General features: G+C 36.7%; 18 protein-coding genes and 1 tRNA gene. 9 read left to right on the forward strand and 10 right to left on the reverse strand.

Features of this window, described 5'->3' with window-relative positions; translation table 11 throughout:
- Positions 1-53: 53 nt before the first annotated feature.
- From pdxA to IKK64_00195, 3 genes are read left to right on the forward strand one after another with little or no spacing between them, the layout of a single operon-like run.
- Entirely contained in the window at positions 54-1,154 is a 1,101-nt protein-coding gene (gene pdxA, locus IKK64_00185; GenBank protein MBR4118479.1) for a 4-hydroxythreonine-4-phosphate dehydrogenase PdxA, read from the forward strand.
- Between the two features lie 30 nt (positions 1,155-1,184).
- On the forward strand, positions 1,185-2,114 hold the full coding sequence (locus IKK64_00190) for a CDP-alcohol phosphatidyltransferase family protein (GenBank protein MBR4118480.1): 930 nt from the start codon (positions 1,185-1,187) through the stop codon (positions 2,112-2,114).
- Positions 2,115-2,127: 13 nt separating this feature from the next.
- A complete protein-coding gene (locus tag IKK64_00195; GenBank protein MBR4118481.1) occupies positions 2,128-2,850 on the forward strand; it encodes a 2-C-methyl-D-erythritol 4-phosphate cytidylyltransferase in 723 nt (240 codons plus the stop codon).
- 123 nt (positions 2,851-2,973) lie between these two features.
- On the opposite strand, the gene IKK64_00200 is transcribed toward IKK64_00195, so the two are convergent.
- The 4 genes from IKK64_00200 to IKK64_00215 all read right to left on the reverse strand — a co-directional run bounded on the left by IKK64_00200 (position 2,974) and on the right by IKK64_00215 (position 10,509).
- Positions 2,974-4,161 (reverse strand): pyridoxal phosphate-dependent aminotransferase, encoded by a 1,188-nt coding sequence (locus tag IKK64_00200; protein ID MBR4118482.1) that lies wholly within the window; start codon positions 4,159-4,161, stop codon positions 2,974-2,976.
- Between the two features lie 277 nt (positions 4,162-4,438).
- Positions 4,439-5,602, reverse strand: coding sequence for an NgoFVII family restriction endonuclease (locus tag IKK64_00205; GenBank protein ID MBR4118483.1), 1,164 nt, complete (start codon positions 5,600-5,602; stop codon positions 4,439-4,441).
- Positions 5,575-6,858: a DNA cytosine methyltransferase gene (locus IKK64_00210; GenBank protein MBR4118484.1), complete on the reverse strand. Its 1,284-nt coding sequence runs from the start codon at positions 6,856-6,858 to the stop codon at positions 5,575-5,577. Before IKK64_00210 ends, IKK64_00205 begins: the two co-directional genes overlap by 28 nt.
- Positions 6,859-7,203: 345 nt before the next feature.
- The gene (locus IKK64_00215; GenBank protein ID MBR4118485.1) at positions 7,204-10,509 is read right to left on the reverse strand and encodes an exo-alpha-sialidase; all 3,306 of its coding nucleotides are present in this window, start codon (positions 10,507-10,509) and stop codon (positions 7,204-7,206) included.
- A 339-nt stretch (positions 10,510-10,848) separates the two neighbouring features.
- Here IKK64_00215 and IKK64_00220 point away from each other — a divergent pair, with 339 nt between their 5' ends.
- The 4 genes from IKK64_00220 (at position 10,849) to IKK64_00235 (ending at position 14,326) form a co-directional block, all read left to right on the forward strand.
- Positions 10,849-12,093 (forward strand): OmpA family protein, encoded by a 1,245-nt coding sequence (locus tag IKK64_00220; GenBank protein MBR4118486.1) that lies wholly within the window; start codon positions 10,849-10,851, stop codon positions 12,091-12,093.
- A gap of 48 nt (positions 12,094-12,141) precedes the next feature.
- On the forward strand, positions 12,142-13,467 hold the full coding sequence (locus IKK64_00225; protein MBR4118487.1) for a hypothetical protein: 1,326 nt from the start codon (positions 12,142-12,144) through the stop codon (positions 13,465-13,467).
- A gap of 157 nt (positions 13,468-13,624) precedes the next feature.
- Positions 13,625-13,701: transfer RNA gene (locus IKK64_00230), tRNA-Arg, on the forward strand.
- A gap of 73 nt (positions 13,702-13,774) precedes the next feature.
- Positions 13,775-14,326, forward strand: coding sequence for a hypothetical protein (locus IKK64_00235; GenBank protein MBR4118488.1), 552 nt, complete (start codon positions 13,775-13,777; stop codon positions 14,324-14,326).
- A gap of 87 nt (positions 14,327-14,413) precedes the next feature.
- Here the strand turns inward: IKK64_00235 and IKK64_00240 are convergent, their stop codons facing one another.
- The 6 genes from IKK64_00240 to pyrB all read right to left on the reverse strand — a co-directional run bounded on the left by IKK64_00240 (position 14,414) and on the right by pyrB (position 20,287).
- Complete coding sequence (locus IKK64_00240; GenBank protein MBR4118489.1) at positions 14,414-15,937, reverse strand: SLC13/DASS family transporter; 1,524 nt, start codon at positions 15,935-15,937, stop codon at positions 14,414-14,416.
- Between the two features lie 155 nt (positions 15,938-16,092).
- Positions 16,093-17,373: a serine hydroxymethyltransferase gene (locus tag IKK64_00245; protein MBR4118490.1), complete on the reverse strand. Its 1,281-nt coding sequence runs from the start codon at positions 17,371-17,373 to the stop codon at positions 16,093-16,095.
- A 97-nt stretch (positions 17,374-17,470) separates the two neighbouring features.
- Complete coding sequence (locus IKK64_00250; GenBank protein MBR4118491.1) at positions 17,471-18,181, reverse strand: PorT family protein; 711 nt, start codon at positions 18,179-18,181, stop codon at positions 17,471-17,473.
- A complete protein-coding gene (locus IKK64_00255; protein ID MBR4118492.1) occupies positions 18,178-18,753 on the reverse strand; it encodes a flavin reductase family protein in 576 nt (191 codons plus the stop codon). The genes IKK64_00250 and IKK64_00255 overlap by 4 nt, the downstream gene beginning before the upstream one ends.
- A 152-nt stretch (positions 18,754-18,905) precedes the next feature.
- Positions 18,906-19,367: an aspartate carbamoyltransferase regulatory subunit gene (locus IKK64_00260; protein MBR4118493.1), complete on the reverse strand. Its 462-nt coding sequence runs from the start codon at positions 19,365-19,367 to the stop codon at positions 18,906-18,908.
- Between the two features lie 5 nt (positions 19,368-19,372).
- Entirely contained in the window at positions 19,373-20,287 is a 915-nt protein-coding gene (gene pyrB / locus IKK64_00265; GenBank protein ID MBR4118494.1) for an aspartate carbamoyltransferase, read from the reverse strand.
- A 292-nt stretch (positions 20,288-20,579) separates the two neighbouring features.
- Here pyrB and IKK64_00270 point away from each other — a divergent pair, with 292 nt between their 5' ends.
- Both IKK64_00270 and IKK64_00275 read left to right on the forward strand, forming a co-directional pair.
- Positions 20,580-22,958: a transglycosylase domain-containing protein gene (locus IKK64_00270; GenBank protein ID MBR4118495.1), complete on the forward strand. Its 2,379-nt coding sequence runs from the start codon at positions 20,580-20,582 to the stop codon at positions 22,956-22,958.
- A 263-nt stretch (positions 22,959-23,221) separates the two neighbouring features.
- Positions 23,222-23,773 carry a hypothetical protein gene (locus IKK64_00275; protein MBR4118496.1) on the forward strand — a complete coding sequence of 184 codons (552 nt, stop codon included), beginning with the start codon at positions 23,222-23,224 and terminating at the stop codon, positions 23,771-23,773.
- The last annotated feature ends 8 nt before the right edge of the window (positions 23,774-23,781 follow it).

Below are 23,781 nucleotides of genomic sequence, written 5' to 3' on the forward strand. Positions count from 1 at the left end.
GAAATAACCATAAATTTTGTAAATTAGCGACATAATTAAAAGATATAACCATTATGAAACAAAATAAATTAAGAGTGGCAATAACTCATGGAGATATAAACGGAGTGGGTTACGAAGTGATAATCAAAGCATTATCAGATCAACGTATGACCGAAATATGTACTCCCGTAGTTTATGGAGCAGCAAAAGTGTCAGGTTATTACAAAAAGGTGTTGGATGTGCCTAATTTACAATTTAATATAGTAGCTAATGCCGATAGTATATTGCCCGACAGAGTAAACTTTGTAAACTGCTTTGATGATGAGTTAAAAGTTGAGATAGGAAAACCATCGCAAGTAGCAGGAATGGCATCGCTAAAGGCGTTAGAAGTAGCAGTGCAAGACCTTAAAGATGGCAAGGTAGATGTGCTTGTAACAGCCCCAATAAATAAAAATACAATACAAGGAGAAGATTTCAACTTCTCAGGACATACTGAGTATCTGCAATCTCGTTTTGGAGGTGAGAATGAACCACTAATGATATTGATGAACGAAACACTAAAAGTGGCATTAGTAACCACTCATACACCAATAAAAGAGTTGTCAGAGAAGATAACAAAAGAGTTGATTGTCAATAAACTAAACATCTTCAATACTTCGCTTATACAAGACTTCAAGTTAGAGCGTCCAAGAATTGCAGTCCTCTCGTTAAATCCACATGCAGGGGATAACGGATTAATAGGAACCGAGGAACAAGATACAATTATCCCAGCAATACAAGAGGCATACAACAGCGGAATAGTATGTTTCGGACCATACTCAGCCGATGGATTCTTTGGAGCCGCACTATATAAAAACTTTGATGGAGTGTTGGCAATGTATCACGATCAAGGATTAGCCCCCTTCAAAGCAATCTCAATGGATGACGGAGTAAACTACACTGCCGGACTTGACTTTGTACGTACCTCGCCCGATCATGGAACAGCATACGACATAGCAGGAAAGAGTAAAGCATCTGCAAATTCAATGCGTCAAGCCATATATACAGCAATAGATGTATATAACAATCGTGCAATGTACAATGAGATAACAGCAAATCCACTTCGCAAGCAATACGTTGACCGAAGCGGAAAGGATGAGAGTGTAAACCTAATGGCAGAAACCGAAGCAGAGTAGGAGAGATTATAAAAAGCCAATCATCACGTTATGAGCCTTATTGATAATGTAAAAGCAACAATGAAGAGCCAAGATACCGAAGGCCCTTTTGAATTGTATATGACACGCACACCGGGTTATCTGTGGGCATTGCTCTTTAAGGCACTAAACGTACACCCGGTAGCAGTAACCATAATAAGTATAATAATAGGCTCGGCAACAGGATTCCTCTTTTATAGTACCGATTTAACCACCAATCTTATAGGAATGGCACTGCTTGTTTGGGCAAACTGGTTTGACTGTGCTGATGGGCAGTTGGCACGAATGACAGGCAAGAAAACCCTCATAGGAAGAGTGTTGGACGGCTTTTGTGGAGATGTGTGGTTCTTCTTTATATATCTCTTTTTGGCAATCCGATTAGGCGGAGAATTAATCCCTTTTACTGATGTAAAATGGGGTGTCACCATCTATTTACTATCAGCATGGTCAGGATTTAGATGTCATGGTCGCCAATGTGCCATAGGCGACTACTATCGTAACATACATCTCTACTTCCAATTTGGAGCTGACAAAGCAGAGTTAGACTCATCACAAAAGATAAGAGAAGAGATGCAATCCTTAAAGTGGGATAAGAGCGGATGGTTTAAAAAACTATACCTCTATTTCTATGCACGATACACAGGCTCACAAGAAGATCAGGTAAAGGAGTTTCATAAACTTATGCAACTCATTCAAAGCAAATATCCACAAGGAATACCAACAGAACTACGTCAAGATTTTTGCAGAGGAAGTAAGCCTATAATGCCACTAACAAACATCCTTACATTCGATTTACGAGTAATAATAATGTTTCTATGCGTAGGATTTAACGTGCCGTATCTATATTTTATATTGGAGTCAACTATTTTTGAACTACTCCGATTCTATACAATACGTCGTCACGAAAAACTATGTGCCGAGATATTAGAAAAATACAAATAGAGAGATAAAGTCGATGAACAAAAGTGTAGCACTAATATTAGCAGGGGGCGTAGGTAACAGAATGAATCTGACCATACCTAAGCAATTCTTTGTGGTTGACGGACAATCAGTCTTGCAACACACAATGAGAGCCTTTCAGCAACATATGCTCATAAGTGCAATATATGTAGTCTCATCGCCGGAGTGGCACCAAACAGTACAAAAACAAGCCCAAGAAGCAGGGATAACAAAATTTGCAGGAGTTATACAATCGGGCGAAAACAGTTTTCAGTCGGCACGAAAAGGAATATTAGCAATAGCAGAGGAGGAAGAAGAAAACACCGTAGTACTCATACACGATGCAGTGCGACCACTTCTCTCTCAAGATATAATAAGCAGTAACATCTCTGTCTGTCTATCGCGAGGCAACGCCATAACAGCACTACAAAGTCAAGAGAGTTATATGCAGGTTGAAAATAAAGGTGATAATAAAGATACCGAAACATACGACTATATCCTTCGAGAGGAGCTCTTACGAGCACAAACACCACACACCTTTCACTTAAAAGAGTTAAAACAGATGGTAGCGGAGGCAGATCAAAAAAATATAACCTATTCACAGTCAATCTTCACATTGGCATGTGAATTGGGGCATGTACCACTATACCCGGCCAAAGGAGAAATGATAAACTTTAAACTCACACTCCCCTCTGATATAATGCTCTTTCAAGCAATATTAAACCAGTTAAGTGAATAATCTTATTGATTTTTTGATATTTATATCCAATTAACCTAATTGGCCTAATTAGTAATTTACTACTTTCATAAAAAAACTCCCTAACTATTGGTTAGAGAGTTTTTAATATCAATTATTTAAATACTATTTCAATCGGGCAAGAGTCTCTTTGATTCTACGCATAGCCTCAACAATATTCTCGTCCGAAGTAGCGTAAGAGAAACGAAGATACTCAGGAGCACCAAATGCCTTACCTCCTACAGTTGCAACGTGTCCTACTTCAAGTAGGTACATAGCCAAATCTACTGCATCATTTATAGTACGTTCGCCATCGCTCTTGCCAAAGAACGAACTAACCTTTGGGAACAGGTAGAAAGCACCTTGAGGAATATTAACCTCAAATCCGGGTATCTCTTTTGCAAGCTCAACAACCAAGTTACGCCTACGCTCAAACGCTTTACGCATCTCCTCAACACAATCTTGAGGACCAGCAAAAGCAGCCACAGATGCCTTTTGTGCTATTGAAGAAGGTCCTGAAGTATATTGACCTTGAAGTTTGTTACAAGCCTTAGCCAGCCAAAGGGGAGCAGCAACAAAACCAATACGCCAACCAGTCATAGCGTATGCTTTTGAAACACCATTGATAACAGCAACGCGGTCTGCAATCTCTGGGAATTGAGCAATACTTTCGTGTTTACCAACGTAGTTGATATGCTCATAAATTTCATCAGCAATAACCACAATGCGAGGATATTTCTCTAAAACAGCTGCAAGTGATGCCAACTCCTCTTTAGTATAAACACTACCGGTTGGGTTTGAAGGAGAGCAAAGAATAATAGCTTTAGTTTTAGGAGTAATAGCAGCCTCCAATTGCTCAGCAGTTATTTTGAAATCTTGCTCAATACCAGCGTTAACAAGAACACTTTTACCCTCAGCAAGTTTCACCATCTCCACGTAACTAACCCATGCAGGAGTAGGAATGATAACCTCATCATCCTTATCAACAATACACATCACCACGTTACAAACCGATTGCTTTGCTCCGTTTGAAACAACAATCTGCTCGGGTGCGTATGTTAGATTATTCTCTCTCTTAAGTTTCTCAGAAATTGCTTTACGCAAATCCATATATCCGGGAACAGGAGAATAGAAAGAGAAGTTATTATCGATAGCCTCTTTGGCTGCCTGTTTTATATGTTCGGGAGTAAAAAAGTCTGGTTCACCTACACTCAAATTAATCACATCAACTCCTTGAGCCTTCAACTCTGCACTTTTTTGTGACATCGCCAAAGTTTCCGAAGGCGAAAGAGCATTTAAACGTGCTGAAATCATCTCTGTCATTTTTACTATATTGTTACTATTTTTTTGTGCTTAAATTTTTAACTCTGCGAAGATAGTGATAAAAGGTGTTATTTCAAACAAATTTCCACAAAAACATTAATAAAATTATCAATTATTTTCAAAACCCTACACATTTAATAAATATTTGAAACAAAATTAGCGTTTATTTATAATAATTGTAACTAATCAACCAACTATTACAATAAAAATAACTTTTGAATGATGTTGTCAGTTGTTTGTATCTCTATTCTTTTTAGTAATACAATATCTATTCTATAAATTCTTGGTAATTATCTTGATCTTCTGCAAATTCTAATCTATATATTTTTAAACCATCGTCATTTACGTTATGACTATTTATAACCATAATGCTATCAAATCCAAATGTATCAAGGTCTAATTTTGTAACAAGAGAGCCTTCTTTCTTCTTTAATATCTTTCGTAATATCCATTCTCCTAAATCAGAATTAGGATTAGACATTAGGGCTTTCCCTCCATCTTGACATATCTTTGCTGATAACTTCTTACCATCTGGAAGTTGCAACTCAAAAGGTTCATCTCTTTTAGGAAAAAAATTAGGATACAATATATGTATTTGAGATGGTACATGAATATACACCTCATTAGCATTTCTTTTACGACCTCCTGCGTTCCACTGGTTGAGACCACTTTTTTGAGGTACTTCACCTTTTTGTTTAGTGCTATATAATGGAAGAATTACATAGTCCGAACCTTTAACGATAGGTTTGAAAATATCAATAGATTTGTCAGTTAATAATTTTTCTAGCAATGTCAATGGATCTGAAAATATGTCAACAGGTATGTCTCGATATACTTCCGGAACAACAAAGCGTTTCATTAAAACGGTTTTACTCCTGTTGAAAGTATAAAAGTTTTTATCATCCTCGAATGAAAGGCTAGTACCATTATCCGATATATGAGTAATTTTGTCAATATTTATTCGTTCGTATGGAACATTAAAAACTCGCAATAGTCCAGAACATCGTCCAATGATGTGGTATTGAGATTCATTTACATTAAAAGTGTCATCCGCGAACCGCATACGTTCATTTCTGAATTCTGCTAATTTATATGCAAGATCCTTTCCTTTAAGATCTGCTAAATAAGGTCTTAATTTATTGAACTCTGCAATTTTTTCTATTGAAGTATTGTTTTTTAATATAAATGTTTTTATTCCTATCCCTAGTCTTGAAAAACGAGCATCGTATGCAGTGCATGAACGAGCATCATTTACGGCATTATAATATTTACAAAAAAGATTCTCGGTTAAACGGTAATCTAAATAAGGAACATCGTTTTCTGAAAATAATTTTGAAAGACGTGCCATAAGACCTAGCATTTCAAAATATTTTTCGTTAGAATTCCATCCTTTTAAGAATTCTTCTAAATTAGAGAAATTACTTGTTTGCATACTCTTTGAATTAAAGGAACAACAACAGAATTTCCTGCTTGTTTATACATTGAAGACTTTGCTATAATAGAAGGAAAGTAATAACTATCAGGAAAACCTTGAAAATTAAGGCATTCTTTAGGTGTTAATTTCCGAATACCTTTATTAGTTAATATTAAAGGAACATTATGTCCCCCTGTACCCATATTTGCTGTAAGAGTAGGACATACATTGTTTTTATTTTCTCTTACATATTGTCTTCTCCATTGATATATCGTATCCCTTGATTTGATGGATCTTACTAATTCTTCATAATGTTTCATTTTATCTGTGTAGAAATATTCAGCATCAGAAACATCGTAGTCTATACAATCATGTATTGTTTTTGTTAAATTCTTCTTTTCTGGAAAAGAGAATTTATCATAATTAGGAATTTGTTCAGGATCAAAACAAATAATAAAAATACGTTCTCTATTTTGTGGAATATTAGCATATTCCATTGCATTCATCACTTTAAAGAATACGATATACCCTAATCCTTCAAGTGTATTTTTTATAATTTCAAATGTTTTACCATTATCGTGCGAGCATAAATTCTTAACATTTTCAAGGAAAACCGCTTTAGGTCTTTTTCTGCGGATAATTTCTGCTACATCAAAAAATAGTGTTCCCCGTGTATCCTCAAATCCTTTTCGATATCCTGCAATTGAAAATGCTTGACAAGGAAATCCTGCGCATAATATATCGAAATTGTCAGGAATGTATGATTTAGTTTCTTCAGATGTAATATCTCCAAATGGTATTTCTCCATAATTAGTAAAATATGTTCGTTGGGCAGCATTATCCCATTCAGAAGAAAAAACACATTTTCCTCCAAGGTTTTGCATAGCAACACGAAAGCCTCCAATTCCCGCAAATAAATCTATAAATGTGAATTTAGGAATTTCGGGACATGGAAATGGGATATTAAAAACATCTTTGAATAAATATGTTTGAAACGGAGATTCGCTTGCAATATCGTTTTGTATATAATTTTTTAGTTTTTCAGAATTAGTCCATAAATCAATAAATTTCTTTGCCTTCTCAATATACGGTCTTTCAAACGGGGTTCCTTGCGTATGTAAATAATGGGTAACAATGGCTACTTGTGTGTCAAATTTAATGAAAGAATTATCCTCATTGATACAGCTTTCATCATACAATTGATAATCTCCAGATTTATTTAATCCTAAATCTAAGAGAGTAAAAATATGAGGTTTGCCATTATTTACTGTCATTGCAAATTTTCTATGTTTAATATAGTAGGTATTGAAATATATCTTTCTCTTTAGTTTGTTATGCTTAACTAAGCAAAGTTACTAAAAATCTCTAAATTCAACCAACTATTACAATAAAAATAACTTTTGAATAGAGCTGACTATTATTTGTTTTTTTGCAAACAGATTGTTAGTAATTTCTTAGCTTACCGCAAAGATAGTATTCGTAATATGCTATATTATGGCACAAAGGGTGTCTATTTTATTTTTTTGTATAAAAATTGCACACAAAAAGCGACAGAACTCTGTCGCTTTTTACTGATATCTAATAACTGATAACTATTAGTTGACAACTAACAACTAAAATTATTCAACTATAACTTTTTCACTTCTTCCGTTAAGTACAACAAGGTAGATGCCTTTGTTAACCTCAATTTGCTCATTGTCTTTTATGGTAACATCTTTTACAATTTGACCTGTTGTATTTATAACTTTAACCTCTCCACTATAACCGTAAATATTGATTGCTCCTGCCGATGCATACACTTTTGCTTCATCTGCATTGTTCTCCTCAATACTTGTTGGATATGTAATACGAAGTGTCATATCAACTTGGCTACCTCCGTTTGCCGCAATTGATTGAGTTGGGTTTCCGCATGCGTCTAATGAGTTCCAGTCAATCTTTACGCGTAAACGATAGTCGCCTTCATCAATATTGTAAGGAAGTGTAAATGCTGGAAGTTGTGAAAAGTCTCTTCCGCTACTTATTGAGGTTCCTATACTATTATAACCCTCGTAATAGTTGTACGAAACAACCTCTCCGCCATTTGTTCCGTTTACATTTAATGTTTGATTAAACTCTTTGTCACAATCATAATCAATATGTATATATCCGCACATCCATAATCCTACCCAATCTAAAGTTGGAGTAAGGGTAGCACCGGGTATAGCCTCAATAATTAAATCTGTTCTGTCAGAATATACATCGTGAGCGCCCGACTCAATTGTTCCACTATTGAAAGGAGTTAAAGTTCCTGAGAATTGAACAGATCTCAAATAACGGTCAGTTCTTGAACTGCGATTTTCATCTTTACAATAATCAGGAAAGAAGTAACGAGCTGTAACTATATCACTTCCACGTTTACCTGTTGCTACTGCAAAGGCTTTGATGGTTGTGCTTTCTGTAATGGTTATTCCTTCTGAAGTATATCTCTCAGACTCTATTGTAGGTATTGTTCCGTCAGTTGTGTAATATATTTTGGTATTACGAGCTACCGACTCAAATTTTATAACAGCACTCTCTTCTGTAAATGTAGTTCCACTTTCGGTTACAAACACAGGCTTGTTGGTTAACTCAGAACCATCGGGAAGGGAGTATGTATCTTCACCATCAGTTAACCAATCCAAAGTAAAGTTAAGGAAGAAGGTCGACATATCCGGAGTCATATAATCCTCTTCAGTATATACGCCAATTGTTCCATCAGGCAAGATACATATTGAAGAATATGCTCCATTTCCGGGGCAGATAGTTTTGTGAACGCTCCAACTCTCGCCCTCATCGTAACTTATGAATACACTCATATTTTTACGAGATACTGCATCGAATGGAACAGAGTGCAACAAACGGTTGCGATCATATCCATCCTTTGTAGAAGTATAGCGAATTAAATCTCCGTTACATCCGGGCTCATACATTTCGTTCCAAAGTTTAACTTCGCTCCAAGTCTGTCCGCGGTCTTTTGAAATTGTGTAGTAACGAGAGCCTTTGCTTTGGTTGCGGATACTTACCAGCCAACTGCCATCGTTCAGTTCAACTATTTTTGCCTCGTTTCCGTTATTTGGTTTACATACACTTGAAACCTTCCAAGTTACTCCATTATCCTCTGAATAATATACGTAGTTCGATACTGAACCAACACTCGAATCACTTGTTTCACGAACTGCCGCCACAAAGCAAATTGTTCCATCACGAGTTAATAATCCTGCACCTGAAGCACAGAACGAAGCGTTCCAATTTCTGCGAACAGGATCGCTACACTCACTACCAAATAGTTGTGGAGTAATATCTATTGGTGCTGTCCATGATTGTCCGTTATCGTTACTCTTACATATATATGTTCGGTTGGGGTCGGTTGGTGTTCCTCCAAAGAAACCTTTACCTCCCACAAATACGCAAATCAAGCCGTTCTCTTCGTTTGTTCTTGCCAATCCTGCATCACCAAAACCAGCTCCGTAGCCAGTACCTTGAGCAATAGTCAAAGGCTCGCTCCAAGTCTTACCGCCATCTGTACTGCGGTTAATAAGAACATCAATATCATCAGGAAGGTCGTTTTGGTTATTCTTGCGTTTATCAGTAGCAATAACCAACGAACCGTCATGAGCTGTTACAATGGCAGGAATACGATAGTTCTTTGATGAGTAATCGCCGGGAGAGTAAATCAATACTCTCTTCAATAAAATCTCTCTTGCCCCTTCCGATGCAGGAGTAGATACATTAAATGTTGAGTTTGCTGAATATGAAATAGAGTTAACACTTACATCAGCAAGGTTACCTTCTGTTGCTGTCTCTGAAATATCGTATGTTACCCATAGGTAGTTTGTTCCAACAGAAAGTGTTCCACTTAAAGGAATTTCAATATCTCCCTCAGCAGGAGTTGCTGTTCCCAATAGAGTATATTGCGAAGTTTTTTTAGGATTAAACAACTCGGTTGTTCCTGTTGAATATACCTTTATAGCAGTAATGTCGGCAATATCAGTTGTACCCTCCATATTAACGTTGATGCTACTTAATGATGCAGTCTCACCAGTTACCGAAACTTTTGCTCTAACAATAGGCTCGGCAATATTTCCACGTCCTGTAAAGTTGGGGTCACCTAAAAGAACAACATTCGAAATTGCTCCTGCTGAAGAATATCCAACCAAAACACCATTATGTCCGTTGCCACTAATGTCAGGGACAGAGGTCTCTGTCATATTCTCAAAGTCGTATGCAGCAACAAGTCCTTCTGTTGTAGCAGCTATGGTGTTGCTGTTTTTATCGTTAGCAATTTCAGTTGCACTCAAAGCCTTTTTGTAGAAACGAACATTATCCGCAGCCCCATCAAGGAAGTATGAAACTGTTGAGGCGTTTAATAATCCAGCACCAATATACACATCAAAATCGTTGTTTACATACCATGGAGAGATGTTTTTTGTTCCAGATGTACCAACTTGTGTGCCGTTGTGATAGAGATACATTTTTCCTGCCGAACGATCAACTACAAAAGCAACGTGAAACCATGTATTTAACGAGCCTCCAGAGGTTGACCATACACTCATTGAATTGGTGTGTGCTGTTGAGTTTGGACCGGGAGCATTGTTAGCAAAAAATCCAGAAGAAGCATTACCGTTTAATGCTCCCCATAATTCATAACCGCTTGTATTCTCACCCGATACACCCTCCATACAACGTTTTGAGATATAACGTTGTGCGGCCGAAACATTTGATTCGTAACTTGCAACCTTAAACCATGCAGTTACGGTAAAACTCTCGTTCTGCCCAATATTAAAATCGGCGTGGTTGGGTATTCTCATATACTGACTTGTTCCGTCAAGAGTTAAAAACTTACCCGATTGCGAAAATGCTGTTGTTGTCAGCAACAGCGTTAAAAACGTAAGTAAAACTTTTCTCATATTCATATATAATTAGTTGTTAAATTCTCTCCTATTTTGCAAATCTAAAACAATGAATATTAATATGCAATAGTATTAATTAATTTTAACTACTCAAATTAACAATTCGGTTATACTTTAATGTTTTTTGTGTAAAAGATGTTTCACAAAACGATAAAGCGATTATAAACTATTGTAAATAAACAATATTTTGTATATTTGCTGAATCAGCGAATATACTTTCATTCGCAGTAAAAAATATTAAAACAAGTTTTATATTTCTTGCTCGTTTATTCGTATATTTGCAACACTGCAAGAATATGTAGTCAGTAACTCTATTTTTAACCAAAGGTAATTGATATGATGAAAAAGTTTTTTTCTGTTATAATCATAATGTTGGTAACCTCAGGTGCATCATTTGCAATAGGGCAAGATACCTCGCAATTAGTTTATGAAAAAGGTAAACGAAATTGGTTTATTGAGGCTGGAGCAAATGCAAACCTCTATATGGGACAGATTGATGCTCAACTCGATTTTATTGACCGAATAGGATGGGGTGGAAGCTTTAATTTTGGAAAGTGGTTTACCCCATGTGTTGGTTTTAAAATGGAATTAAACGCTTCAGAGTATTTTGGAGCAGCATACAAGAACGAATCGGCAAACTTTATTCAAACTCATAAATATTGGAACAGACTTCATAATGAGGATAATGTTGATAACTATCAATATCAACACTATGTAACATTCAATCCTAACATTAGTATTATGATAAGTTTGCTAAACTCATTAGGCAAAGCAAAAGAGAACAGAGTGTATGATATGATACTCTCGCTTGGAGGTGGTGTGTATGTAAACAATGGAGCAAACGTAGAGGAGGAGTTAAACAGAGGAGGCGAAAGAATAATCCTCTCTCCAGCATTTAACGTAGGATTACAAAACAAATTTCGCTTATCGGAGCAAGTTGATTTTAATATTGATCTCAGAGCAGGTTATCTTTCAAATGCGTTCGATGGGCAAGACCTCTTTGGTAGAGGCGACCTGACTGCATCGGCAGGAATATCTCTAACCTATAAATTCAAACCACGCGGATATGCAAAAGCAAAAATCGTAGAAGACCGCTCGGCAGATTTAGAGAACTATCAAACACTATGTGCAAATCTTTCTGCACTAAACGACAGCCTTGAACAAGCAAATGCACAACTAAAAGAGAGTAATCAAAATTTAAGAACACGTCTATCATCGCAACAACCACAAGTTGAGTACAAATATATTGAGAGAGAGAACAACACTCGCATAATTGCCATATTAGAGTATAAGATAGGAGTTTCGGAGTTGACAAAAGAGAACAGAGCAAAACTAAAAGCAGCAGCCGAGATAATAAAAGCAAATCCAAAATATACATTCGAAGTGTGCGGATATGCCGATAATGAAACAGGTTCAAAAGATATTAATATTCGCTTACGCAACGCGCGAGCAAACCGAGCAATAGACCAACTATTGCACTATGGTGTAAATCGTAACCAAATATTTAAAGCCACCAACGATGGTGAGTTGCCAGGAACAACAACCCGAGCAATAGTAATTCGCCAGTTAGATTGTGATTAAAAGCGAGGATAAGTAAACAGGAGTATTATAAAAACTAAAAAATATATTATGATAAAGTTGTTGGATAAAATAGTAGAAATTATATACAAGCATTTGGGAGTATTCTTCTATTTAGTGATGGGGGTTGGAATGTTTTTTGGTCTTTTATCAGCAATGGCAGTCCCAAGTTGGTCATGGGGAGCATTCTTTATGATTATACCATTAGTGCTGTATTATCGTTATAACGAACTGTATGAAAAAGGAATAAGTAGATATTTAACCAGAGCAATAACCATTTATGCACTCTCGCTATATGTAACAGCATTTATAAATTATCAAATATTTATAGCGTTCGAGAAATTCACATACTTGACTATGCTCATATCGTCAATACCAATCTGGCTAAGTGCCTACAACTTGAATAGGGCAATAGATAGAGTAGAGGCAACACTAAAACATATTGAACTGCTAAAAACACTAAGATACGCAATGGTATTACCGTTATTCTATATCCTTTTAGGAATAAAATTGTGGAGTTACGATGCAGGATTATATACCTTTATTCCGTACGCATTGGTAGTAGCATTTCTTATGCATAAAGGAACAATACTATTTTCTAAAAAGAAATATGAAAATATAGAGGTAGATAAAACATCTGTTATGCAACGCCCTTACTCACCCACAAAAGCGTTGTTGATAGTATCTGTAATATGTATAGCAATACACTTTATATTTGAGTTAATACCCCAAGCCGGATTTGACTCAATGCTCCTGTTCGATTCATCATTCTTTAAAGTAGCACTACCACTATGTATATTAGGAGTAGTGATAATATTTGTATATCCAAAAATGGAGTGTAAGATACTTCAAATAGATGACTCTGATGACAAATATGTAGCGTATAGCGGACGCTTTCTACTCCTATCATTGATAAACGGATTGATTGCAGCATTGGTAGGATTTGAAGATTCAAGAGCAAGCGCAGCAATACTCTGCTATATGCCAATAGTGCTAACTTACGGAGCGTGTCTATATACTTATAATACAAACCGTCGGGTAATGTATGTAATATTTATCTTTATGATGAATCTGTTAGCAGGATTTATAGGTATAGCAGCAGTGTGGTTAGTCTTATTCCTTATATTACTTTTTATGTTCTTTGCAGGAGGATTGTCAATGATAATAGAAACTATATCAAATCCATTTGGTAATGGAGTAGTAGCATCAAGTGATATAATCAAAGTATGGGATCCTGATTTAGGAAAAACCTTTGAATTGCAAAGGAATGGAACAGATTTGCATGACCAACATGGTAATCCTTGGGAACCAACACTATCAGGAGGATATAAACCGCGAGGATCAGACAAAGCACCAATGTCGGGAAGAGAATTTTAGAAATAATCAGTTAAGAGTATATAACTAATTGCTCTTTTTAAGAATTGATTACTATTTTAGGAAAAGCAATAACGAAAGGCCTCAAAAAATTGCATAATTAAAATAAAGTTACTACCTTTGCGGTCGCAATACTGAAAGGTATAGCCATAATAAGGTCGGTCGGGTAGCTCAGCTGGATAGAGCAACAGCCTTCTAAGCTGTGGGTCCTGGGTTCGAATCCCAGCTCGATCACCATAAAGCGACAAGAAACCTTGTCGCTTTTTTTATAAGCAATAAACATTTTGCTAATATATTAAAACAAAAATATATGGACTACGAATTTTTAAACAGTTTTGAGACATCTCTACAAAATAACCTTTTGAAAATATCTACAACAAATGGTATGCTATCAGGAACACTGCTTGAGAGTGCCGATATAGAACAACGTTGGCACGATTTTGCACCCGAATATATGGCAGATGCTGTTAAGGAGATAGCACAATACCCAACAGTAGCATTAGTTTGGGCAGCTTATTTAGGTATGGGAGTAGCAAATATGTGGCATACCGATTGGGAAAAGTGTAACAAGATGACTTATCCAGAATTTTATGGCTCTCGTGGATTTGATGATATGGATGATAATATCCTTTTTAATATTATGGGAGTACCTCAAGCAAGTGCAGAAGCAGATCGCATCAAAGATATTATGCGTATAGTAGGAGACTACACACTATCGCAAATACAACACAGTGGAATAGAGCCTCAATCAATAATGGCATTTCATACATTCTCTCGTGCCTGTAAAGTACTCTTCCGCATAGGTGCTGCAATTGAACTCAATCGACTCGGCTATGAGTACAAAGCAGTAACTCTTAATTAAGTTGCACCCTCTCTAAATAATTAGTTACTACTATAAAAAAACAACCCCCAAATTTGGGGGTTGTTTTTTATTATCTAATAACTTCTATTAAATAATTCCGAATGATCCAAGAATGATAAGCATTGTGTATCCTAAGATTAATCCTATAACACCCATTATAATGCCAGTCTTAACCATATCTTTTTGCTCAATCATTCCAGTTGCGTGAGCCAATGCGTTAGGAGGCGTACTAATTGGTAATATCATAGCTAACGATGCTGCTATTGCAATACCTATTAATAGTGCCGAAACACCACCAAGAGGAGCAAGAGCGCTACCCATACCTTTTCCAATAACTGCCAAAATTGGAACCAACAATGCTGCAGTTGCAGTATTTGAGATGAAGTTTGATAGTAGGTAGCAGATTAATCCTGAGCCAATGATTACCAACAATGGAGCCCATGAATCAAAAGGAATAGAGTTTATCATGTGAGCAGCCAATCCACTTTCGTTAAGCGCAACACCAAGAGCAAAACCTCCTGCAACCATCCAAAGAACACTCCAGTTGATTTCTGATAGGTCGTTACGAGTAATAATACCAGTTGCACAGAAAACTCCAACAGGAATCATTGCTACAACGTTTGCATTCAATCCAGTTACTTTATCAGTCATCCACAATAAGATTGTAACAATGAATGTAATTTTTACAAGAGTTGAACGCCAATCTTTTTTGTTCTCACCTTTAATATCAAGCTCAATAGTTTTAGCCTTGAATGGGAACATCTTAACCAAGATAAACCAACCAATGAAGATTAAAAGAAGAGTGAAGGGTAGCATAAACATCATCCAGTCACCAAAACCAATGTTTAATCCTAAACCTCCATCCTCAATTGAAGTGTTTAAGGCTTTAAGAGCGATAGCATTTGGAGGAGTTCCAATAGGAGTTCCAATACCACCAATGTTAGCAGCAACAGGTATAGCCATAGCCAATGCAATTTTACCTTTACCATCAGCAGGAAGAGCTTTCAATACAGGAGTAAGGAAAGTAAGCATCATAGCGGCAGTAGCAGTGTTACTCAAGAACATTGAGAATATTGCTGTTACCAACAAGAAACCAAGAAGAACAAATTTTGATTGAGTTCCAAAAGGTTTAAGTAATGCTTTTGCCAATACAGAGTCCAAACCGCTCTTAGTTGCTGCAATAGCCAATACAAATCCACCAATAAATAGCATAATGATTGGGTCAGCAAAACATGCCATCAACGATTTGTATTTGATTGTTTTCCCAATTACTGCTGCATCCCCTCCTTCGGTAAGGAAATCTAATCCTCCGTCAGAGCAAGTTACAAGCAATAATACAACAACCATCATAGATGTAGCCCAAGAGGGAATAGCCTCTAAAATCCACATCAACACTGCAAATGCAAAAATAGCAATAACTCGTTGCTCAATTGCTGTTAAATTCTCGATACCAAAACTGTCAGAAGGCAAGAACCATAAGATAAGAGAAACAGCAACAACAAACAAAATCTTGATAAGTTTGGCGTTGTTGCTTTTTTTGTTATCCTTTTTTGCCTTTTTAGCCTTTTGGTATTTGTCAATAAGATCAAATCCTTTAAAACTTGTAAACATAATTATATAATTTAATAAATAGTAATTTGCTTAAAAAATGTAACTATTTAGCCTAAAACTCTTTCAAAAGAGTAGTATTAATAAGATATGTTATAACGCTAAAAAATCCGCACTTTGTTTTCTCGTGCGGATTTCTTTAGTAGTCATACTCTATATTAGTAAGCGAATAGAGGGTAATCTTTCATTGTTTTGTTTACCTCTTCTCTAACGGCTTTAATAACCGCTTCGCTTTCGGGGTTAGCCAATACTTGGTCAATAAGGTCAACAATCTTAACCATTAAGTCCTCTTTAGCACCGCGAGTAGTAATAGCAGGAGTTCCTACGCGAATACCCGAAGTCTGGAATGGAGAACGGCTGTCGAAAGGTACCATATTTTTGTTTACTGTAATATCTGCAGCAACAAGAACTTTCTCTGCAACTTTACCTGTAAGTTCAGGGAATTTAGTACGAAGGTCAATCAACATACAGTGGTTGTCTGTTCCGCCCGAAATAATTTTGTATCCTTTCTCAACAAAAGCGTTGGCCATACAAGCAGCATTCTTTTTAACTTGAGTTTGGTACTCTTTGTATGAAGGAGTAAGAGCCTCGCCAAATGCTACTGCTTTTGCTGCAATAACATGCTCAAGAGGACCACCTTGTACTCCGGGGAATACCGCAGAGTCTAACAACGATGACATTTTGCGAATCTCACCTTTAGGAGTTGTTTTGCCCCATGGGTTGTCAAAATCTTTTCCTAACAAGATGATACCGCCGCGAGGTCCGCGAAGTGTTTTGTGAGTTGTTGAAGTTACAATGTGAGCATATTTAAGAGGGTTCTCTAATAAGCCGGCAGCAATAAGACCAGCAGGGTGAGCCATATCAACCATAAATATAGCTCCAATCTTATCTGCTATCTCACGCATACGAGCGTAATCCCATTCGCGAGAGTAAGCCGAAGCACCTCCAATAAGCAATTTTGGACGTTCGCGAAGAGCAACCTCCTCCATCATATCATAATCAACATATCCGGTATCCTCTTTAACACCATACTCCAATGCTTGGAATACAAGTCCTGAGAAGTTTACTGGAGAACCATGTGAAAGGTGTCCACCATGAGAAAGGTTTAAACCTAAGAATTTGTCTCCGGGATTCATACATGCCATAAATACAGCCATGTTTGCTTGAGCTCCTGAGTGTGGTTGAACGTTTGCCCATTCAGCACCATAAAGTTGTTTAATTCTGTCAATAGCAAGTTGCTCCGATTCATCTACAACCTCGCAACCACCGTAGTATCTTTTTCCGGGATAACCTTCGGCGTATTTGTTAGTAAGGCATGAACCCATAGCCTCCATTACTTGCTCGCTAACGAAGTTTTCCGAAGCAATAAGTTCGATACCCTTCATTTGGCGTTCTCTCTCTCTCTTGATAATGTCAAAGATTTTGTTATCTCTTTCCATAAAATATGATATGTTTTTAAAAAAAATCTGTTTTATTCAACATCCCCAAAACAGTAGGGATTGAAATGAGTTGCAAAGTTACTCAATAAGTTACTACTTACAAAATAACTCCTAAAGAAAAACTCAACAAATTTATACTTCTTTTAGCATAAAATGTACCTTCCGAAATCAAAACACTATTTTCGTATAATGAGAATGTTCCAGGTTTGTTGTGTTCGGTTATTCCAAATTCATATCTAAAGTCAATTAGAACTCTCGAAATTTTTGTTCCCATACCAATAATTACACATGCGGTAATAGGGTTTATATCTTCGTTAAGATTGAATGTTATATTCTCTGGGTTATTTATATCCTCTTTGTTTAAGTAAGTATATCTTAATTTAGGACCAACAAATAAAGATAACTCATATTTATCGCGTTTAATAAAGTTGTATCCATATATGAGTGGAATGTCAAGGGTAAGTGCAAAATTCTTTGAATCAATATTTAGGTTACTTGAATACCCAAACTCTTTAATATCCATAGTAACAACATCTCTTATAACCGAAGTTCCTGCCTCTAATTGTAAATAGTGATTTTTTAAATTAACCCTGCCGAATAGCGATATACTACCAGCCATTTTAGTTTCGTTTGAAGGTTTGCTTACCACTATGTTGTTGACTAAAGTTTTTCTGTCGTGTACAAAAGGAGCATTTGCCGATAGAGAAACACCATAGTTAAACTTTTTGCTATCCTTTGTCTTTTTCTCTTGAGCAAAGGTTTGAGGTAATGCTATAAAAAGCGATATTATAATTAAAATAATTCTCATTTTTTCTTCTTTTTTTTCATTACCGACCAACCAAATTTACCAATCTCTTTACCCAATCCGTAGTAGTGGCCATGTGAGTATGCTAAAAGATTAGCCTTCTCTAACTCAAACTTTTCGTTTTCTGGGTTCAGATATTTATCATCAGCCAATACTTGAATAACTTTGGCAATAAACATATCGTGTGAGCCTAATTTTATAATTTGCTCCACTTTACACTCAATACATAAAGGCGATTCTTTAATGTAGGGAGCATCAACAACTTCCGAAGCGATAGGCGTAAAACCGGTAAGAGACCATTTATCGCAATCTTTACCACTCTTAACACCGCATAAATCAACAGCCTTTGCCATTGCTTCAGTAGTGAGGTTTATGACAAAGGCTCTGTTTTTTTCAATGATAGGGTATGAGTGTCGTTCGGGACGAACAGATATGTAGCACATTGCGGGATTGGTGCATATTGTACCTACCCATGCAACCGTAAGCATATTGTACTCCTCAGGAGAACTACCGCAACTTACAAGAGCTGCCGGTAAAGGATATATCATTGTTCCGGGTTTCCAAGCAACGTGCATCTTTATTTAAATAAGGAATGAGGAATTATTAATACTTTACTAACAACTAACAAATCTGCGGTTAAGCGAGGGCAAAATAAGTTTACTTAAACTTTGCCGAGCGTGAGCAGATTCAACGAACGTATGTTCGTTAACTAACAACTGACAGCAGATTATGCAAGTTTGATATCCTCAAAAGTTACAACCTGTTCGCAATATTTACATTTAACCCTAATGTTTTCTTTGTCTTGAATATAAAAAACAGTGTGCATAGGCTCGTTGTTTGTTATGCACTTAGGATTGTTGCATTTAATAATATCTCTCAATTCATCAGGAAGTTCAACCTTATACTTCTCAGTAACTTCGTAATTTCTAATTATATTGATTTTTGCCTTAGGGGCAACAATCGCAATTCTGTTAATATCTTCCTCTTTAAAAAAGTAGTCTGCAATTTTAATAATACCCTTCTTGCCAATCTGTTTGCTTGTAAAGTTATTGCCAATAGTAATAGCTTTATCTAACTCTGAAAGGTTAAGAATTTCAACAACTTTAAAAAGTTTATCTGAAGGAATATGATCAATAACAGTTCCGTTTTCTAAAGCGGCAACCTTCAACTCTTTTTTCAATTCAGTCATAGCAATTAAATTTTAATACCCAATACTTTACAAATTATAGCCTGACGTGCATATACTCCGTTTTTAGCTTGTTGAAAGTAGTATGCTTTTGGATTGTTGTCAACGTCGTATGCAATCTCGTTCACGCGTGGAAGTGGGTGAAGAATTCTCAAATTTTCTTTTGAGTTATCCAACATACTGTTCTTAAGAACATATACATCTTTAACCTTCTCATAAACCATAAGGTCGGTAAAGCGTTCGCGTTGAACACGAGTCATATATAGTATGTCGGCATTATTTATAACCTCTTGCGAGAACTCAGTATGCTCATAATACTTTATGCCTTTTGACTCGCAGAATTTTTTGTAGTCATCGGGTATTTTAAGTTCATCGGGAGCAACAAAGTGGAATGTCGGATTAAAGTGTGACATTGCCATAATTAGTGAGTGTACGGTGCGGCCATATTTCAAGTCTCCCACCATAGTAATATTCAAACCTTCTAACGTTCCTTGAGTTTTGTAGATAGAGTAGAGGTCGAGCATTGTTTGAGATGGGTGTTGATTAGCACCATCACCTGCGTTGATTATAGGTTTGTCCGAAACCTCAGAGGCGTACCTCGCTGCGCCATCCAAATAGTGACGCATAATAATTAAATCAACATAGTTGCTGACCATCTTAATAGTATCGTTCAATGTTTCGCCTTTAGTAGAACTTGTAGTAGAGGCATCGGAAAAACCAATAATTCTACCTCCCAGACGAGTTACTGCAGTTTCAAAACTCAAACGTGTTCTTGTTGAAGGCTCAAAAAACAGAGTGGCAACAACTTTTCCTTCCAAAATCTTTTGATTGGGATTCTCTTCAAAATGTCTTGCACTCTCCAATACCTCTAAAATCTCCTCTTTGGAGTAGTCGGTAATAGAGACCAAACTCTCACTTTTCATAAAAGAAGCAATGTAAAAAATTAAATCGTTAATAATGAGTGTGTTGCAAAATGTTACAGATACACAACATTCCTCATTACAAAACTATAAAAAAAAACAGACTTATTGTAACATCCTTAACAAAAATATTAAAATGAGATATAAAAAATTTTTTCTTGTAAATAAAAGGTCAGTTTTAAACAATATTGACACCTTCAACTAAAAAAAAAGATTATCTTTGCGAAATATAAACTACTGCGAACATAGACGCTATGTTTGTCTCCAATAGGATAATCCTAAAACAGATTTAGAAATGGGAATTATTAAAAATAGAAAAATAGAAAATAAGGTAATAGGAGCATTGTGGATATTATTTGTAGTAGCAATACTTGCTGTTACACTAATCTTTGTGCTTATATCTAACGGAAAAATTGGATATATGCCCCCTATTGAGGAGTTGGAAAATCCAAAAGATAAATTTGCAACTGAGATATACTCTGCCGATTTGAAAGTGATAGGAAACTATCATCAAAGTCAAGGAAACAGAGTATATGTTGAGTATCAAGATATATCTCCCAATCTAATAAATGCTTTAATAGCAACTGAGGATATACGTTTTTATAACCATTCAGGAATTGACCTTCGTGCATTGGCGAGAGCAGTTGTAAAAGGAGTTCTTGGAGTTGGAACAGCAGGCGGAGGAAGTACTATAACACAACAGTTGGCAAAGCAACTATATTCGCCCAGTGCCGACAATAAATTAGAACGTCTTTTTCAAAAACCGATAGAGTGGGTAATTGCCCTAAAATTGGAGCGATTCTATACCAAGAAAGAGATTATAAAAATGTACTTTAACAAATTCGATTTCTTGTATAATGCCGTAGGAATACAATCGGCCGCATCAGTATATTTCAGCACTACACCCAATAATTTAAAAATTGAGGAGGCGGCAATGCTTGTGGGAATGTTAAAGAATCCAGCACTATACAACCCAGTTCGCCGAAAGGAGAAGACAGAGGGACGTAGAAATGTAGTACTCTCACAAATGTGTAAAGCAGGATATATAACCGAAGCAGAGTGCGACTCATTAAGTAAAATACCCCTGACATTAAAGTTCCGAAAAGTAGATCACAAAGAGGGAACAGCGCCATACTTTAGAGAGAAGCTGCGTTTAATGTTAACAGCCAAAGAACCTAAACGCTCAAATTACAGAGGATGGCAACGCCAACAATATGTTGATGACTCAATAGCGTGGGCAACAAATCCACTATATGGATGGTGTGAAAAAAACAGAAAGCCCGATGGCTCTAAGTATGATATATATACCGATGGATTAAAGATTTATACTACTCTCGATTCTCGAATGCAGGCGTATGCCGAAGAGGCAGTAAAAGAGCATATTGGAGGCTATTTGCAACGAGAGTTTTTTAAAGAGTTACGAGGTAAGAAGAATGCACCCTTCTCTGAAGATGTAACCCTTGAGGAGGTAGAGTCTATATTAGAGCGTAGCAAAAAGCAAAGCGACCGTTACCTTACAATGAAAAGAGCGGGTAAATCAGACAAAGAGATAGACGCCGCATTTAAGACACCTTGCGATATGCAAGTATATACATTGCATGGAGTTGTTGATACAACAATGACGCCAATGGACTCAATTCGTTACTATAAATCATTCCTACACACAGGATTTATGGTATTAAACTCTAAGAACGGACACGTAAAAGCATACGTTGGAGGAGTGGATTTCCGATATTTCCAATACGATATGGCATCGGTAGGTCGCCGTCAAGTAGGCTCAACCGTAAAACCCTTCCTGTACACTTTGGCAATGGAGGAAGGCTTCACACCATGTGACCTTGCACCAAACGTACAACCCTATATAGTAGATAAATATACAGGTGATGTATGGGCACCACGCAACGCATCCGACAAGAGAGTGGGCGAAGATGTTACACTCCGATGGGGACTGACAACCTCAAACAACTGGATATCAGCATGGCTAATGAATCAGCTTTCTCCACAGGCGTTGGCAACACTTATGCACTCATTCGGAATACGTAACTACATTGATCCCGTTGTGGCACTATGTTTAGGACCAGCCGAAGTGTCAGTTGAGGAGATGGTTACAGCATATACAGCATTCTCAAATGCAGGAATTCGTGTCGACCCCATGTATGTAACACGAATTGAAGATAATTTTGGGAATGTAATATCAACCTTTACTCCAAATATGACAGAGGTAGTAAGTCAACAAGCCTACTACAAAATGTTATCAATATTAAAAGACGTAGTAAACGAGGGAACAGGTGTTAGAATGAGATATAAGTACGGAATAACCGCACCTATGGGAGGTAAAACAGGAACCACAAACAATAATTCCGATGGTTGGTTTATGGCATTCACTCCTGAACTTTCAGCAGGAGTATGGGTAGGAGGAGAGGATCGCTCAATACACTTTGACCGTATGTCGGTTGGACAAGGAGCATCAATGGCACTTCCAATATACGGACTATTTATGCAAAAGGTATATGCCGATCAAACACTTGGATATTCGCAAGATTTAGATTTTGAAGTTCCAGAAGAGTATCAGGATGTATGTGGAGAAGGAGATTTGGAAGAATCTTCAATAACAGCAACAATTACAGAGGAGACCAAAGTTGAGGAGGAGATAATGGAGGGAATGTTTGATTAAGAATAGACTGCACAACTCACCTTAGGTTAAATATCAAAAATCAAGATAAAAATTATAGCGAAGGAGTTTCTTAATATTTGGGAAACCCCTTCTTTTTTTGTAACTTCGCAAAACCTATGATAAAGAGATATAAATATATAATAATTGCAGTTTCGGTGCTCTTTCTTGTTGTTGTGGTAGCAATGACCATAAATAAGTATATGCCCAAAGAAGAGGTCATAATAAAACCCACTGAAACATACTATATAACCGTAGAAAAGGATATAAAGACCAACTTTAAAGGATCGTACCGCAGAACATTTAACGATAAGAACGATCTCCATCTTGATGCTGCAAAATCGTATGGAATAGTATCTCAACCGGTAGATATAGAAAAATCGTTAGAGGATGGAGCATTAGAAGAGGTAGTAACATGCGATTATTACGAAGTTGATAAACTCACACACTCGCACCCCTATTTAGTGCCCCATGCAAAAGCACGATTAGATGAGTTGGGCGAAGCATTTAACCAAGCATTAGCGGAGCGAGGAGGAGGAAGTTACCGATTTATAATAACCAGTGTGCTTCGTAAAGAGACAGATATAAAACGATTACGAAGATGGAATGTAAATTCCACCGAAAACTCGGCACATCTATTCGGGACAACCGTAGATATAACATACCGCAGATTCAGCAAATACACCCCACAGTTTATAATATCTGACCTTGATTTAAAACTACTACTTGCCGAGACACTCCAAAAATTTAGAGAAGAAGGCAAATGCTATGTAAAATACGAAGTAAAACAGGGGTGCTTTCATATAACATTCCGATAAAACTATTT

The organism is Bacteroidales bacterium (assembly GCA_017521245.1).
In the GTDB taxonomy this organism is placed as follows: Bacteria; Bacteroidota; Bacteroidia; order Bacteroidales; family G3-4614; genus Caccoplasma_A.